This window comes from Butyrivibrio sp. AE3004, from assembly GCF_000703165.1.
Taxonomy (GTDB): Bacteria; Bacillota; Clostridia; order Lachnospirales; family Lachnospiraceae; genus Butyrivibrio.
In genome coordinates, this window is the sequence record NZ_JNLQ01000002.1 from 484,621 (window position 1) to 499,819 (window position 15,199).

A 15,199-nucleotide genomic window follows, 5' to 3' on the forward strand; every position below is an offset into this window, starting at 1 on the left:
AACATGATTCAGCAGGAAAGCAGACTTAGAGTTGCTGATAACACTGGTGCAAAAGAACTTTTGACTATTCGTGTTATGGGCGGTTCTACAAGAAGATATGCGAGAATCGGCGATGTAGTTGTTGCTTCGGTCAAAGAAGCAACACCAGGCGGCGTTGTAAAGAAGGGTGATGTTGTTAAGGCAGTTGTAGTACGTACTGTTAAAGAAACTCGCCGTAAGGATGGTTCTTATATCCGCTTCGATGAGAACGCTGCAGTTATCATCAATGATGAAGGTAACCCGAAGGGAACTCGTATTTTTGGACCCGTTGCAAGAGAGCTTCGTGATAAGAAATACATGAAGATTCTTTCTCTCGCTCCGGAAGTATTATAAGGAGGCACCGAATGTCTACAAGTAAGATTAAAAAGGGCGATACTGTTAAAGTAATCGCTGGTAAGAGCAAAGATAAAGAAGGCAAGGTACTCTCAGTTGACACAAAGAATGGTAAGGTAGTAGTTGAGGGTGCTAACATGGTAACAAAGCACACAAAGCCCTCTGCAGCTAACCCCAACGGTGGTATCATTCAGCAGGAAGCTCCCATGGACATCTCCAATGTTATGTATGTTCATAAGGGAAAGGCAACTCGTGTTGGTTTCAAGGTTGAGGATGGTAAGAAGGTCCGCATCGCAAAATCAACAGGTGATGTCATTGACTGATAAGAAAGGAGGTAAGGAGCTTTGAGTAGATATAAGGATTTATATAAAGACGAGATCGTGAGCGCTATGACAAAGAAATTTGGTTACAAGAATGTCATGGAAGTTCCGAAGCTTGATAAGATTGTAATAAACATGGCTGTAGGTGAAGCTAAAGAGAACGCTAAGGTTCTTGAGAATGCTGCTAACGATATGCAGATCATCTCCGGTCAGAAGCCTGTTTATACAAAGGCTAAGAAGTCCATCGCTAACTTCAAAATAAGAGAGGGTATGCCGATTGGATGTAAGGTAACTCTTCGTGGTGAGAAGATGTATGAGTTCATGGATCGTCTCATTAACCTCGCACTTCCTCGTGTCCGCGACTTCCGTGGTGTTAACCCGAACGCATTTGATGGCAGAGGAAACTATGCTCTTGGTATCAAAGAGCAGCTCATCTTCCCTGAGATTGAGTACGATAAGGTTGATAAGACAAGAGGTATGGATATCATCTTTACAACAACTGCCAAGACTGATGAAGAGGCTCGTGAGCTTTTAACACTCTTCAACATGCCTTTCGCTAAATAATTACTGATGATCAAATCACCTGACAAGGTTTATCCTGTCCGGTGATGTGACATACGAACTGAATAATAAATATTCGGTTTTGTATAAAAATAGGAGGAATCGAGACACATGGCTAAATTATCCATGAAGGTAAAACAGCAGATGAAACCGAAGTTTTCTACACGTGCATATAATCGTTGCAGAATCTGCGGTCGTCCGCATGCTTATCTTAGAAAATACGGAATCTGCAGAATTTGTTTCCGTGAGTTAGCTTACAAGGGCGAGATCCCGGGTGTACGTAAGGCTAGTTGGTAATATAAAAACATTGCGGCTTCGTGTCTCTGTACAGACGGGTACAGTAAGGCGGAGCAATAATAGAAAATTAAGGAGGCTTTTTCAAAATGGCAATGAATGATCCTATTGCAGATATGCTTACAAGAATTCGTAATGCGAACACTGCAAAGCATGATACTGTTGACGTTCCCTCTTCAAAGATGAAGCTTGCTATTGCAAACATTCTTCTTGATGAAGGTTATATAAAGAAGTTTGACATTGTTGAAGAGAATGGTTTCAAGAATCTTCACATCACACTTAAGTACGGTGTTGACAGAAATGACAGAGTTATCACCGGTTTAAAGAGAATTTCCAAGCCTGGTCTTCGTGTATACGCAGGTAGAGATGAGCTCCCGAGAGTACTTGGTGGTCTCGGAATTGCAATCATTTCTACAAACCAGGGTGTTGTAACTGATAAAAAAGCAAGAGAACTTCAAGTTGGTGGTGAAGTTCTTGCATTTGTATGGTAAATTGGAGGTACGGGCATGTCACGAATTGGAAAAATGCCAATCGCGGTTCCTGCTGGTGTAACAGTAGAGGTCGCAGAAAATAATAAGGTGACTGTTAAGGGTCCTAAGGGCACTCTTGAGAGAATTTTTCCTGCAGAAATGCAGTTCGAGCAGAAAGATGGTCAGATTGAAGTAAAGAGACCTGACGATCAGAAAAAGACCAGAGCGCTTCACGGACTTTCAAGAAGTCTTCTGAACAACATGGTTGTTGGTGTAACAGATGGCTATGAGAAGAAACTTGAAGTTAATGGTGTAGGTTACAGAGCAGCAAAGAGCGGCAAAAAACTCACCTTAACCCTTGGCTATTCACATCCGATTGAACTCGATGATCCTGAAGGAATCGAGACAGTCGTTGAAGGTAATGCTATTATCGTCAAGGGAATAGATAAAGAAAAGGTTGGCCAGCATGCAGCAATCATCAGAGAGAAGAGAGCTCCTGAGCCGTATAAGGGCAAGGGAATCAAGTACGCTGATGAAGTTATCCGCCGCAAGGTTGGTAAGACCGGTAAGAAGTAAGAGATAAGGAGAGTAAAAAATGGTTAGTAAAGAATCCAGACAGAAAAGTCGCGAAAAGAAGCATCTGAGAATTCGCAATCGTTTCAGCGGCACTGCTGAAAGACCGCGTCTTGCAGTTTTCAGAAGTAATAATCATATGTATGCTCAGGTTATCGATGATGTTGCCGGTAAGACACTCGTTTCTGCTTCCACACTTGAGAAGGACATTAAGTCAGCTCTGAAGGTTACAGATAATGTTGAGGCCGCTGCATATATTGGTGATGTTGTTGCTAAGAGAGCAATGGAGAAGGGTATCAAGGCTGTTGTTTTCGACAGAGGCGGTTACATCTACCATGGTAAGGTAGCAGCACTGGCTGAGGCAGCCAGAAAAGCAGGCTTAGAATTCTAAGGAAGGGAGAAAGATAATGAAGCGTACAATCGTTGATGCAAGTCAGCTTGAATTAACAGATAAAGTCGTTACCATCAAGCGAGTTACTAAGGTTGTAAAGGGTGGACGCAATATGAAGTTCACCGCACTCGTTGTTGTAGGTGACGGAAACGGTCATGTAGGTGTAGGTCTTGGTAAGTCTACTGAAATTCCGGATGCTATCCGTAAGGGTAAGGAGGACGCTACAAAGAACCTCATCACAGTTCCGCTTGATGAGAACAACAGTATTACACATGATTTCGTTGGTAAGTTCGGTTCTGCAGAGGTTCTGCTGAAGAGATCTCCGGAAGGTACCGGTATCATCGCTGGTGGTCCTGCTCGTTCTGTTTGTGAGCTTGCTGGAATTAAGAACATTCGTACAAAGTCTCTTGGTTCTAACAACAAGCAGAATGTAGTATATGCAACCATCAATGGTCTTGCAAACCTTAAGACACCCGAAGAAGTTGCTAAGAAGCGTGGTAAGTCTGTAGAAGAAGTTATCGCTTAATCTAAAGCAACATCTAGTAAAGGAGAAAATCAATGGCAGCTAATAATGAAAGTGGAAAGAAGCTTAAAATCACATTGGTAAAGTCCACTATTGGTGCTGTTCCGAAGCAGGTTGCTACGGTAAAATCAATGGGATTTAAAAAGCTTAACAGCAGTGTTGAACTGCCGGATAACTCTGCAACCAGAGGTCAGATCCAGCAGATCAGACACCTTGTTAAGGTAGAAGAACTGAACTAATAAAGGAGGAAAGTCATGGAATTATCTAGTTTGAGACCTGCCGAGGGTTCTGTTCAGAGTGACAATTTCAGAAGAGGCCGCGGTCATGGCTCAGGAAATGGCAAGACTGCAGGTAAAGGACACAAAGGACAGAAAGCTCGTTCAGGTGCTCCGAGACCCGGATTTGAGGGTGGACAGATGCCCCTCTTCCGTCGTCTTCCTAAGAGAGGATTTAAGAACATTAATTCTAAGAAGATCGTAGCAATAAATGTAAGTTCACTTGAGTGCTTTGATAACGATAGTGTTGTTGACGTACAGGCACTTAAGGATAATGGCATCATCAAACATGAATATGATGGTGTAAAGATACTCGGTAACGGTGAATTTACCAAAAAGCTTACGGTTAAGGTAAATGCATATAGTGCATCTGCTAAGGAGAAAATCGAAGCTCTTGGGGGAACGGCAGAGGTGATTTGATGTTCACAACCATTAAGAATGCATTCAAAATCAAAGATATAAGATTAAAATTACTGTTCACATTTGCTATGCTTTTAGTGATCAGACTTGGTTCAGCAATACCTGTACCCGGAATGAATGTTACAGTATTCCAGCAGTGGTTTGCAGAACTTTCAAAAAATAACGCCTTTGGTTTTATGGATCGATTTACAGGCGGATCATTTGAAAATATGTCAATATTGGCACTCAATATTACGCCGTATATCACATCTTCCATTATTATTCAGCTTCTTACTATTGCTATTCCTAAATTTGAGGAATGGCAGAGGGATGGTGAGGATGGAAGAAAGAAGCTTGCAGCTCTTACAAGATATATTACTGTAGCATTGGCTCTTATTGAGTCAATTGCTATGGCAATAGGTTTTTACAGAAGTAACTTCCTTATTGAGAAGTCACCTATGTATGTTGTAGAAATAGTTGCAGCTCTCACCGCCGGCAGTGCATTCCTTATGTGGATCGGTGAGCGCATTACTGATAATGGTGTAGGAAATGGTATTTCTATCGTTCTTACTATTAACATTATTTCAAGAATGCCTTCCGATTTGAGTAGCCTGTTTACTCAATTTGTTACAGGCAAGAATATTGCCAGAGGGGTGGTATCGGTAATCATTATTGTAGCAGTTATTGTTGCAATGGTAGTTCTTGTAGTTCTTTTGAACGGTGCAGAACGTAGAATACCGGTACAGTATGCAAAAAAGATTCAGGGGAGAAAAACTTACGGTGGAAATCATTCAGAAATTCCACTCAAGGTAAATACCGCAGGTGTAATGCCTATAATTTTTGCGATGTCCCTCTTCCAGTTTCCGATAATCATAAGCCAGCTTGTTGGTTATAAGGGGACAGGAGCGTGGAGTGAGATCCTTAAATACTTGAATCAAAGCTATTGGTGTGATCCATCCAATTTGAAATATTCCATTGGATTGGTTGTATATATTTTATTGCTGATATTCTTTGCATATTTCTATACATCTATCACATTCAATCCGCTTGAGATTGCGGATAATATGAAAAAACAGGGTGGATTTATACCTGGTATTCGTCCTGGTAAGCCCACCAGTGATTATTTAACAAACATTCTGAACTACATCATTTTTATAGGAGCAATTGGACTTACAATTATAGGTGTTCTTCCTATTTTCTTTAATGGTGTATTCGGAGCTAACGTATCCTTCGGTGGTACGAGCCTTATCATTGTTGTAAGTGTAATTCTTGAAACGGTGAAACAGATTGAATCACAGATGTTGGTACGTAATTATAAAGGTTTTTTAGATGATTAAAAAATAAGAGGTTTTGGAGCATGCCTTTTTTAAGGTATGCTTCCTAACCTCTTGTTGTGTATTTTACAGCTATTTCATTCTTGATCAATAAGAAATATTTAAAATTGTATGTATGTTTTTCTAATAGATACAGTTTTAAATATTTCTAATTGATAAGAATGGATTAGAAGGAAAGAGATTTTTTTTAGCTTGATTCTAAATAAATGAGAGTAAAAGGAGAGACATAAGTATGAAGATTATTATGTTAGGTGCACCAGGTGCAGGAAAAGGTACACAGGCAAAAATGATTGCTGATAAGTATAAGGTTCCGCATATTTCAACAGGTGATATTTTCAGAGCAAATATCAAAAACGGAACAGAGCTTGGTAAGAAAGCAAAAGAATACATGGATAAAGGACAGCTTGTTCCTGATGAACTTACTGTAGAGATCCTTCTCGACAGAGTAGCTCAGGACGATTGCAAGAATGGTTACGTGCTTGATGGATTTCCGAGAACAATTCCTCAGGCTGATGTACTTGACAAAGAACTTACAAAGCTTGGCGATAAGGTTGATTTTGCAATAAATGTAGATGTTCCTGATGAAAATATCATTCGCAGAATGTCAGGAAGAAGAGCATGCCTTAAGTGTGGCGCAACTTATCACATTGAGCATATTCCTCCGAAACAGGAAGGTATTTGCGACACATGTGGTAGTGAACTAGTTCAGAGAGATGATGATAAGCCTGAAACAGTTAAAAATCGTCTTGATGTTTATCATGAGCAGACACAGCCTCTTATTGACTATTATACAAAGAAGAATATCCTCAAAACGGTTGACGGAACAAAGGATATGCAGGAAGTATTTAATGCAATCACAGGTATTCTCGGTTAACCAAAGAGGTAAAGAGTAATGCCGGTCACAATTAAATCAGAAGACGAATTGAACCTCATGAGAAAAGCAGGACAGCTGCTTGCACAGGTTCATGAAGAACTGCATGATGCACTCAGACCGGGTATTTCCACATTGGAACTTGATTCCATTGGTGAAGAAGCTATCAGAAAACGTGGTGGAGTCCCTAATTGTAAAGATTATGAAGGATATCCTGCTTCAGTATGTATTTCCGTGAATGACGAGGTTGTTCACGGAATACCAAAAGCAGAAGTTATATTGAAAGAGGGCGATATTGTTTCTCTTGATACCGGACTTATTTACAAAGGATTTCATTCAGATGCTGCACGGACCTGGGGTGTTGGAAAAATATCACCTGAGGCTCAAAAACTTATTGATATTACGCAGCAAAGTTTTTTCGAAGGCATCAAATATGCCAAAGCGGGAAACAGACTTTATGATATATCAAAAGCAATTGATAGTTATATAAAACCCCACGGGTATGGGATAGTCAGAGAGCTAACGGGACACGGAATAGGTAAAGAGCTTCATGAGGAACCGTATATTCCGAATTTTCGTCAATTCTTTAAAAGAGGAATTACGCTTAGGCCCGGAATGACATTATGTGTTGAACCAATGATAACAATGGGAAAGCGTAAAATTGCATTTCTGGATGATGAATGGACTGTGGTAACATTAGATGGTTCACTGGCTGCTCATTATGAAAATACAATTGCCATACGACCAGAGGGAGAACCCGAGATACTGACAATCATAAATTGAACCATGTTAAGCTATTATAGAAATGAGGTTAATTAAATGTCTAAAGCAGATGTAATTGAAATAGAAGGAAAAGTAATAGAGAAACTCCCTAATACAATGTTTAGGGTAGAACTTGAAAATGGTCATGTTGTGCTTGCACACATTAGTGGAAAGCTCAGACAAAACTTTATCCGTATCCTTCCCGGAGATAAAGTAACACTTGAACTTTCACCTTATGATCTTTCAAAAGGAAGAATTATTTGGAGAGATAAGTAAATATAAGCTTGCATCCCGGAAAAGATTTTAATTGAGTCTTTGGGAATACTATACTGAGTACAAATTAACTTCCGTAAAAATATATACTTGTATTTAATGGATTTATATGTTATTATTGAATGCGGTCGTTTTTAGAGGGCTAAAAGTATGCCCTTTTGTACGCATGTATACCAGAAAGGAGTTACAAATGAAAGTTAGGTCTTCTGTTAAGCCTATGTGCGAAAAGTGCAAGGTTATTAAGAGAAAAGGCGTTATTCGTGTAATTTGCGAAAACCCTAAGCACAAACAGAGACAGGGCTGATTCGAGTCATTTTGACATTACTTTTTGATACCAATGTGTATTGGAAAGATCGGATTAAGTACTGTCCGATTGGGCATGTTATACGCCCCAATCAAACAAGTAACAATAAGTTAAATAGAAATCTCTGATTTCTGAAATTAACTTAGTTTTGCGGAAAATGCGCAAAACTTCACATTATTTTTAATTAAATGGAGGAATTTTTAAAATGGCTCGTATTGCAGGTGTAGACTTACCTAGAGATAAGCGAGTTGAGATTGGTCTCACATATATCTATGGTATTGGAAGAACAAGCTCAAATAAGATACTTGCTGCTGCAAATGTAAATCCCGACACACGTGTTCGTAATCTTACAGATGATGAAGTAAAGAAGATTGCTGAGATTATCGGTAATGACTATGACGTAGAAGGTGATCTTAGAAGAGAAATCGCTATGAACATCAAGCGTCTTTCAGAAATTGGATGCTACAGAGGTATTCGTCACAGAAGAGGACTTCCTGTTCGCGGTCAGAGAACAAAGACCAATGCTAGAACAAGAAAAGGTCCTAAGAGAACAATCGCTAATAAGAAGAAGTAATTCTCTTATTACATACAGTAACTTAAGAAATATTCATAGGAAGAAAGTAGGTTAGTTTAAAATGGCAAATCAGAAATCTAGTGCTTCTAAAGCAAAGAAGCGTGTCAAGAAGAACGTTGAACACGGACAGGCACATATTCAGTCATCTTTCAATAACACAATCGTTACATTGACAGATGCTGCAGGTAATGCTCTTAGTTGGGCAAGTGCTGGTGGTCTCGGATTTAAAGGTTCAAGGAAATCTACTCCTTATGCTGCACAGATGGCTGCAGAGACAGCAACAAAGGCTGCACTTATTCACGGCCTTAAGACTGTTGATGTCTTTGTAAAGGGACCGGGTTCAGGAAGAGAAGCTGCAATCAGAGCTCTTGCTGCATGTGGCCTTACTGTAACCAGTATTACGGATGTAACTCCTGTACCTCATAACGGATGCCGCCCGCCCAAGCGCCGCAGAGTATAATCCTATTTTGTAATACTTCAGAACGAGAAAATATTTGAAAATGCATATATCAAGTTTGCTTGTATAGATGCATTTTTAAATATTTCTATTAATTACAGCAATGGTCTTAATTGATCATTGCCATGTTCTGAATGATATAGATACTATTAACTATTTAACTCGTTGGAAGAAGGCATAATATGCTGTAAACAACAGTCAGGTTTATCCTGAACAAGAAAGGAGCCAATAATGGCAGTAAACAGAGTTCCAGTACTTAAGAGATGCAGATCACTTGATTTGGATCCCACATTCCTTGGCTATGATAAGAAGTCAAAGAGAACAAACAGCAGAGCAAACAAGAAGATGAGCGAGTATGGTCTTCAGCTTCGTGAGAAGCAGAAGGCTAAGTTCATTTATGGTGTGCTTGAGAAGCCTTTCCGTAACTATTACGATAAGGCTGATCGTCAGAAGGGACAGACCGGTGAAAACCTTATGGTCCTTCTTGAGCGCAGACTTGATAATGTAATTTTCCGTATGGGCTTTGCAAGAACAAGAAGAGAAGCTAGACAGGTTGTTCTTCATAAGTTCATCACAGTAAACGGTAAGGTTGTTAATATTCCTTCATACCTCATCAAAACAGGTGATGTTATCGAAGTTAAGGAAGCAGCTAGAAACATCCAGAGATTCAAAGATATTGCAGAAATCACTGCAGGTAGACTTGTTCCTGAGTGGCTTGATGTAAATAAGGAAAACCTTAGCGGAACAATTAAAGAATTCCCTTCAAGAGATGTAATCGACGTTCCTGTTGATGAAATGTTGATCGTCGAGTTGTATTCTAAATAAGTTTAGGAAACACGATAATAATATAAGGAGGGTATGTCAGTGTTTGATTTTGAAAGACCAAATATTGAAGTTGCTGAAATTTCAGATGACAAGAAGTATGGCAGATTCGTTGTTGAGCCTCTTGAGAGAGGTTATGGTATTACCCTGGGTAATTCACTTAGAAGAATTATGCTTTCCTCTTTGCCTGGAGCAGCAGTAAGTCAGGTCAAAATCGAAGGTGTACTGCACGAATTCAGCTCAATTCCCGGAGTTAAGGAAGATGTGACAGAAATTATTATGAATATCAAGAACCTTGCTATTCGCAATAATTCCGAGACAAACGAGCCTAAGACTGCATATATTGAGTTTACAGGCGAAGGTGTTGTTACAGCTGCCGATATTCAGGTTGACCAGGATATTGAAATTACAAATCCTGATCAGGTTATTGCAACACTGTCCGGTAAGGATGCTAAGCTTTACATGGAGCTTACAATTACAAAGGGCAGAGGATATGTAAGTTCCGATAAGAATAAGCTTGCAGATCTTCCTATTGGTGTTATTGCAGTTGATTCTATATATACACCTGTTGAACGTGTAAATGTCAGTGTTGAGAATACACGTGTAGGTCAGGTAACTGACTATGATAAACTGACACTGGATGTTCATACAAATGGAACACTTGCTCCTGATGAGGCTGTAAGCCTTGCTGCAAAAGTTCTTAGTGAACATCTTAGCCTCTTCATTGATTTGTCTGAAAATGCCAAGACTGCAGAAGTTATGGTAGAGAAGGATAATGATGAGAAGGAAAAAGTTCTTGAAATGAGCATTGATGAACTTGAGCTCAGTGTTCGTTCATTCAACTGTCTCAAGAGAGCCGGTATCAATACAGTTGAGGAGCTTACAAACAAAACTCCTGATGATATGATGAAGGTTCGTAATCTTGGACGTAAGTCCCTTGAGGAAGTACTTGCAAAGCTTGATGAGCTTGGCCTTGCACTTAGAACAGGTGAAGATCAGAACTAATTAATATAGTTAGTATTCGCTGATGGTAAATCCAATGTGTACGGATGCGGATTCTCATAGGTTTAATAGCAACATTGCAGAAATAAATCCAAAGAGTATTCTGTGATGCACCAATGCAGAGGGAACTCTGCAATTGAGAAAGGATGTAAATTATTATGGCAATGTACAGAAAATTAGGCAAAGCAACAAAGCCTAGAAGAGCTCTTCTTAGAAACCAGGCAACAATGCTTCTTTACAATGGTAAGATCGTTACTACTGAGGCTAGAGCTAAGGAAGTAAAGAAAATTGTTGAGCCTATTATCGCTCTTGCAGCAAAGGAAATGGACAACTACGAGACAATTACTGTTGAAGCTAAGGTTGCTCGTAAAGATAAGGATGGCAAGCGCGTAAAGGAAGTTAAGGATGGTAAGAAAGTAACAGTTTATGATACTGTTCAGAAAGAGATTAAAAAGGATAAGCCTTCTCGTATGCATGCTAGAAGACAGATTCTTAAGACTCTTTATCCTGTAACAGAAGTTCCGAAGGAAGTTGCTGGAAGAAAGAAGAACACAAAGCAGATCGACCTTGTTGATAAGCTTTTCACAGAGTATGGTCCTAAGTATGCTAGCCGTAACGGTGGTTATACAAGAATCGTTAAGATTGGTCAGCGTAAGGGCGATGCAGCTATGATGGTTGTTCTTGAGCTTGTTTAATTAAAATATAGAAAAAAGCGGTCAGTAATGATCGCTTTTTTTATTTTCCTAAAGCATTATTGCCGGAGATTTCATATAATTCCGAATCTTCACCAGAAAGAGTTTTGCTTTCTCCGTAGGCAATTTCGGGATTTTTTGCAGCATATTCTGCTAATGTTTCATTACCATTAAGAGTTCTGGCAAGTATGGAGCAAAGAATTATAGCTGCTATAAGAATTAGAATTGGCTTGAAATATTGTTTAAACATGTATCTATCATAGCATATATCAGCTTGTTTTTCATAACTTCATATAATAAAATAGAAAAAGTGTACGGTTAAATAATGCCAAATTTGTTAAGGAAACAAAAATAACATGATTTCAGAAAATATGCTCCAGGCAGATAAACTTACATTTGAATATATTAGAAGAGATGAAGAAGGCAATGTAGAGGGTATAAAAACCGCTGTTGATAATGTAAGTATTGAAATTAAACACGGGGAGTTTATTTCTATTCTCGGGCATAATGGTTCCGGAAAATCTACACTTGCTAAGCATTTTAATGCACTACTTTTTCCTACAGAGGGAAATGTATGGGTAGACGGAATGAATACAGTAGATGGCAAAGCTCTATGGGATATTCGTCAGGAAGCGGGGATGGTTTTCCAGAATCCCGATAACCAGATAATTGGGCAGGTTGTTGAGGAAGATGTTGGGTTTGGCCCCGAAAATATGGGAGTACCTACCGAGGAGATATGGGAGAGAGTAGAAGAAAGCCTTAAGACTGTTGGAATGTATGATTACAGGAAGAACTCTCCTAATCATCTTTCAGGAGGACAAAAGCAAAGAGTATCCATAGCAGGAGTTATTGCTATGCATCCTAAATGCATTATTTTTGATGAGCCTACTGCTATGCTTGATCCTAATGGAAGAAAGGATGTTATACGTGCTGCACGTGCTTTGAATGAAGTTGAGGGCATTACAATTATATTGATTACGCATTATATGGAAGAGGTTATTTATTCAGACAGAGTTTTTGTCATGGATAAAGGACATATTACAATGCAAGGAACTCCAAGAGAAATATTTTCTCAGGTTGATAAGCTTAAGGAGCTCCGTTTGGGTGTACCACAGGTTACTCTTTTGGCACATGAACTTCAAAAAAGAGGCCTTAACATTCCTGATGGAATTCTCGATAGGAAAGAATTAATTGATGCTATAAAAGCGCTAAAATACTAGTGTTTTTGTTTGTTCATATTTAGTCTGAGTGCGAATAATAAGGGGTATATGCAAGGAAGAAAATCCAAGGTGATGCTGTTGTAGCATCAAGTTTTTTATACATAGAAGATAATATCTTATACAAACAATTTAATTAATTATGTGCAGATAGAATAATAGTATTAGTAAAAAAAATGTGTGCATATAAATGAGGAGACACATGTCAATAATACTTGATCATGTAAACTACATATATAATCCGGGTACAAATATGGCCAGGGCAGCTTTGAAGGATGTTTCATTACAGATACCTGATGGGCAGTTTATCGGCCTCATAGGACATACAGGGTCCGGTAAGTCTACCCTTGTTCAACATTTAAATGGATTGATGAAGCCTACATCAGGCTCGGTTTATTTTGACGGAAAGGATATAAATGACCCAGAATATGATAGGAAAAATCTTAGAGCAAAGGTCGGACTTGTTTTTCAATATCCTGAACACCAGCTTTTTGAAATAAATTGTTTTCAGGATGTATGTTTCGGGCCAAAGAATCTAGGATTGCCACAGAAAGAAATTGAGCTTAGAGCATATGATGCTTTGAAAAAAGTGGGATTTCCAGACGAATCATTTTATCAGTCTCCCTTTGACTTATCCGGCGGACAGAAAAGAAGGGTTGCAATTGCCGGGGTACTTGCAATGAAGCCGGATGTTCTTATTTTGGATGAACCGACAGCCGGACTGGATCCGAAAGGCAGAGATGAAATTTTGGGATTGATTGCGGATCTTCACGATAATATGGGAATAACAGTTATTTTGGTATCTCATAGTATGGAGGATGTTGCAAATTATGTTGATAGGATAATTGTTATGAATAAGGGTGAGGCTGCGTATGATGGTACACCCAAGGAAGTTTTTTCATATTACAAAGAACTGGAAGAGATAGGTCTTGCAGCGCCTCAGGTTACGTATGTTATGGAGGAACTCAGGAAGGAAGGCTTTCCGGTTAAAACAGGTGCTACCACTATTGATGAGGCAGCTGATGAAATAATGAGAGTTTTAGGAGCATAACCCAAATGCTTAGAGATATAACACTGGGCCAGTACTACCAGACAGATTCGGTATTGCATAGACTGGATCCAAGAGTAAAAATTTCAGCAACACTTATATATATCATTTCATTGTTTGTTGTGAATAATGTTATTGGATATTTTATAGCCGCATTGTTTTTGATTATGGCTATTATTCTTTCTAAGGTCCCCGCAAAATTCATTTTTAAGGGAATGAAGGCTATCTATTTATTGTTGCTTATAACAATGGTATTTAATTTGTTTTTGACTCCGGGAGAGCCGTTAATTTCTGTTTGGAAATTGAAAATTACAAAAGAAGGATTAAAAATAGCTATTATGATGGGAGTTAGATTGGTCTTTTTAATTACGGGATCATCTATAATGACACTTACGACCACTCCCAACCAACTTACAGATGGACTTGAGAACCTTATGAAACCATTAAAGGTATTTCATGTTCCCGTTCATGAGATATCTATGATGATGTCTATTGCACTTAGATTTATTCCCATTTTGATGGAAGAAACTGACAAAATAATGAAGGCACAAATGGCAAGAGGTGCAGATTTTGAGAGTGGATCGGTAATTCAGCGAGCAAAAAGTCTGATACCTTTACTCGTTCCGCTTTTTATTTCTGCATTCAGACGTGCGAGTGATTTGGCTATGGCTATGGAAGCCAGGTGCTATCGTGGCGGAGAAGGAAGAACTAAGATGAAGCCACTCATTTATAGGAAAAGAGATTTTCTTGCTTATGTGATAATAGGACTATATCTGGGGATTATGGTTGCGGCAGGGATAATTTTTCATTGATAAAGTAAGTAATTACTTACAGATGAGGTTTCGTTTTGAAGAATATTATGCTAACAGTTGCTTATGATGGAAGTAATTATCATGGTTTTGCTTTTCAGGAGAGCAGCAAAACAATAGAAGGCGAATTATATAAAGCAATAGGTGCTCTTACAGGTGAAAATGTTGAGATCATAGGCGCGAGCAGGACAGATGCAGGCGTTCATTCATACGGAAATATTGTTGTATTTGAAACAGAATCAACAATACCTCCTCAAAGTTTTGCTCCAGCGATTAACAACAGACTTCCTGAAGATATAAGAATTGTAAAGTCAGAAGAGGTACCACTGGGATTTCATCCAAGAAGATGCCTCTCTGAAAAAATGTATGAGTACAGAATACTTAATACTAAGATTATGATTCCTACAAAAAGACTGTATGCTTGTCACAATAGTTATCCGCTGGATGAAAAAATAATGAATGAAGCAGCTGCATTCCTTGTAGGAGAGCATGATTTTTCGAGCTTTTGTAGTACCGGTTCACAGGCTGTTACACATGTGCGCAGAATTATTTCCGCAGAGGTTGAAAGACAAGGCGATGAGATAGTTATTCGTGTAGTAGGAAACGGTTTTTTGTATAATATGGTGAGGATTATAGCAGGCACTTTGATGGATATCGGAAGGGGGAAGGGGACGCCCTGTGATGTTAAGAAAATGATTGATGCTATGGACAGATCTACAGCTGGACCAACAGCGCCTCCGCAGGGCTTATTTCTTGTAAAATATGTTTTTCCTAATGGTTTACAGGTTGACAAATTTGAGAAAATGAGCATATAATATATGACTGTGTGACGATAATCGCCAAGTTATCCCGGTAA

General features: G+C 39.0%; 25 protein-coding genes. 24 read left to right on the top strand and 1 reads right to left on the bottom strand.

From position 1 onward, the window contains the following. Positions 1 to 3: 3 nt before the first annotated feature. The 20 genes from rplN (at position 4) to BV60_RS0105215 (ending at position 11,272) form a co-directional block, all read left to right on the top strand. Positions 4 to 372, top strand: coding sequence for a 50S ribosomal protein L14 (gene rplN / locus BV60_RS0105125; RefSeq protein ID WP_026493610.1), 369 nt, complete (start codon positions 4 to 6; stop codon positions 370 to 372). A gap of 11 nt (positions 373 to 383) precedes the next feature. Further along, the gene (gene rplX / locus BV60_RS0105130) at positions 384 to 695 is read left to right on the top strand and encodes a 50S ribosomal protein L24 (RefSeq protein ID WP_029319992.1); all 312 of its coding nucleotides are present in this window, start codon (positions 384 to 386) and stop codon (positions 693 to 695) included. Between the two features lie 21 nt (positions 696 to 716). Then, positions 717 to 1,256, top strand: a complete 540-nt coding sequence (gene rplE, locus BV60_RS0105135) for a 50S ribosomal protein L5 (RefSeq protein WP_029319994.1) — start codon at positions 717 to 719, stop codon at positions 1,254 to 1,256. 108 nt (positions 1,257 to 1,364) lie between these two features. Beyond that, a complete protein-coding gene (locus BV60_RS0105140) occupies positions 1,365 to 1,550 on the top strand; it encodes a type Z 30S ribosomal protein S14 (RefSeq protein ID WP_022761326.1) in 186 nt (61 codons plus the stop codon). A gap of 86 nt (positions 1,551 to 1,636) precedes the next feature. After that, positions 1,637 to 2,038, top strand: a complete 402-nt coding sequence (gene rpsH, locus BV60_RS0105145; protein WP_029319995.1) for a 30S ribosomal protein S8 — start codon at positions 1,637 to 1,639, stop codon at positions 2,036 to 2,038. 15 nt (positions 2,039 to 2,053) lie between these two features. Further along, positions 2,054 to 2,593 carry a 50S ribosomal protein L6 gene (gene rplF / locus BV60_RS0105150; RefSeq protein ID WP_029319997.1) on the top strand — a complete coding sequence of 180 codons (540 nt, stop codon included), beginning with the start codon at positions 2,054 to 2,056 and terminating at the stop codon, positions 2,591 to 2,593. 19 nt (positions 2,594 to 2,612) lie between these two features. Continuing rightward, complete coding sequence (gene rplR / locus BV60_RS0105155) at positions 2,613 to 2,981, top strand: 50S ribosomal protein L18 (RefSeq protein ID WP_026511458.1); 369 nt, start codon at positions 2,613 to 2,615, stop codon at positions 2,979 to 2,981. A gap of 16 nt (positions 2,982 to 2,997) precedes the next feature. Then, complete coding sequence (gene rpsE, locus BV60_RS0105160; protein ID WP_022761322.1) at positions 2,998 to 3,507, top strand: 30S ribosomal protein S5; 510 nt, start codon at positions 2,998 to 3,000, stop codon at positions 3,505 to 3,507. A gap of 32 nt (positions 3,508 to 3,539) precedes the next feature. After that, positions 3,540 to 3,743: a 50S ribosomal protein L30 gene (rpmD, locus tag BV60_RS0105165; protein WP_029319999.1), complete on the top strand. Its 204-nt coding sequence runs from the start codon at positions 3,540 to 3,542 to the stop codon at positions 3,741 to 3,743. 15 nt (positions 3,744 to 3,758) lie between these two features. Continuing rightward, a complete protein-coding gene (gene rplO, locus BV60_RS0105170) occupies positions 3,759 to 4,199 on the top strand; it encodes a 50S ribosomal protein L15 (RefSeq protein ID WP_029320001.1) in 441 nt (146 codons plus the stop codon). Continuing rightward, on the top strand, positions 4,199 to 5,515 hold the full coding sequence (secY, locus tag BV60_RS0105175) for a preprotein translocase subunit SecY (protein WP_029320003.1): 1,317 nt from the start codon (positions 4,199 to 4,201) through the stop codon (positions 5,513 to 5,515). Before rplO ends, secY begins: the two co-directional genes overlap by 1 nt. Before the next feature lie 229 nt (positions 5,516 to 5,744). Continuing rightward, positions 5,745 to 6,386 (top strand): adenylate kinase, encoded by a 642-nt coding sequence (locus BV60_RS0105180; protein ID WP_029320004.1) that lies wholly within the window; start codon positions 5,745 to 5,747, stop codon positions 6,384 to 6,386. Positions 6,387 to 6,404: 18 nt separating this feature from the next. After that, the gene (gene map / locus BV60_RS0105185; RefSeq protein ID WP_029320006.1) at positions 6,405 to 7,166 is read left to right on the top strand and encodes a type I methionyl aminopeptidase; all 762 of its coding nucleotides are present in this window, start codon (positions 6,405 to 6,407) and stop codon (positions 7,164 to 7,166) included. Positions 7,167 to 7,202: 36 nt separating this feature from the next. Then, entirely contained in the window at positions 7,203 to 7,421 is a 219-nt protein-coding gene (infA, locus tag BV60_RS0105190) for a translation initiation factor IF-1 (protein WP_026511465.1), read from the top strand. A gap of 187 nt (positions 7,422 to 7,608) precedes the next feature. Then, positions 7,609 to 7,722 (top strand): 50S ribosomal protein L36, encoded by a 114-nt coding sequence (rpmJ, locus tag BV60_RS22645; RefSeq protein WP_022754357.1) that lies wholly within the window; start codon positions 7,609 to 7,611, stop codon positions 7,720 to 7,722. A 205-nt stretch (positions 7,723 to 7,927) separates the two neighbouring features. After that, the gene (gene rpsM, locus BV60_RS0105195) at positions 7,928 to 8,296 is read left to right on the top strand and encodes a 30S ribosomal protein S13 (RefSeq protein WP_029320007.1); all 369 of its coding nucleotides are present in this window, start codon (positions 7,928 to 7,930) and stop codon (positions 8,294 to 8,296) included. A gap of 61 nt (positions 8,297 to 8,357) precedes the next feature. Then, positions 8,358 to 8,756, top strand: a complete 399-nt coding sequence (gene rpsK, locus BV60_RS0105200; RefSeq protein ID WP_029320010.1) for a 30S ribosomal protein S11 — start codon at positions 8,358 to 8,360, stop codon at positions 8,754 to 8,756. A 228-nt stretch (positions 8,757 to 8,984) separates the two neighbouring features. Further along, positions 8,985 to 9,578, top strand: coding sequence for a 30S ribosomal protein S4 (rpsD, locus tag BV60_RS0105205; RefSeq protein WP_029320012.1), 594 nt, complete (start codon positions 8,985 to 8,987; stop codon positions 9,576 to 9,578). 39 nt (positions 9,579 to 9,617) lie between these two features. After that, positions 9,618 to 10,580, top strand: coding sequence for a DNA-directed RNA polymerase subunit alpha (locus tag BV60_RS0105210; RefSeq protein WP_029320014.1), 963 nt, complete (start codon positions 9,618 to 9,620; stop codon positions 10,578 to 10,580). Between the two features lie 155 nt (positions 10,581 to 10,735). Next, positions 10,736 to 11,272 carry a bL17 family ribosomal protein gene (locus BV60_RS0105215; RefSeq protein WP_029320015.1) on the top strand — a complete coding sequence of 179 codons (537 nt, stop codon included), beginning with the start codon at positions 10,736 to 10,738 and terminating at the stop codon, positions 11,270 to 11,272. Between the two features lie 40 nt (positions 11,273 to 11,312). On the opposite strand, the gene BV60_RS0105220 is transcribed toward BV60_RS0105215, so the two are convergent. Continuing rightward, the gene (locus BV60_RS0105220; RefSeq protein WP_029320016.1) at positions 11,313 to 11,519 is read right to left on the bottom strand and encodes a hypothetical protein; all 207 of its coding nucleotides are present in this window, start codon (positions 11,517 to 11,519) and stop codon (positions 11,313 to 11,315) included. A 106-nt stretch (positions 11,520 to 11,625) separates the two neighbouring features. Between BV60_RS0105220 and BV60_RS0105225 the strand changes: the two genes are divergently transcribed. From BV60_RS0105225 to truA, 4 genes are all read left to right on the top strand, one after another. After that, positions 11,626 to 12,489 (top strand): energy-coupling factor transporter ATPase, encoded by an 864-nt coding sequence (locus BV60_RS0105225; protein ID WP_035777083.1) that lies wholly within the window; start codon positions 11,626 to 11,628, stop codon positions 12,487 to 12,489. 199 nt (positions 12,490 to 12,688) lie between these two features. Further along, positions 12,689 to 13,537, top strand: a complete 849-nt coding sequence (locus BV60_RS0105230) for an energy-coupling factor transporter ATPase (RefSeq protein ID WP_029320021.1) — start codon at positions 12,689 to 12,691, stop codon at positions 13,535 to 13,537. Between the two features lie 5 nt (positions 13,538 to 13,542). Then, the gene (locus BV60_RS0105235) at positions 13,543 to 14,346 is read left to right on the top strand and encodes an energy-coupling factor transporter transmembrane component T family protein (protein ID WP_029320023.1); all 804 of its coding nucleotides are present in this window, start codon (positions 13,543 to 13,545) and stop codon (positions 14,344 to 14,346) included. A gap of 35 nt (positions 14,347 to 14,381) precedes the next feature. Next, a complete protein-coding gene (truA, locus tag BV60_RS0105240) occupies positions 14,382 to 15,158 on the top strand; it encodes a tRNA pseudouridine(38-40) synthase TruA (RefSeq protein WP_051656528.1) in 777 nt (258 codons plus the stop codon). The last annotated feature ends 41 nt before the right edge of the window (positions 15,159 to 15,199 follow it).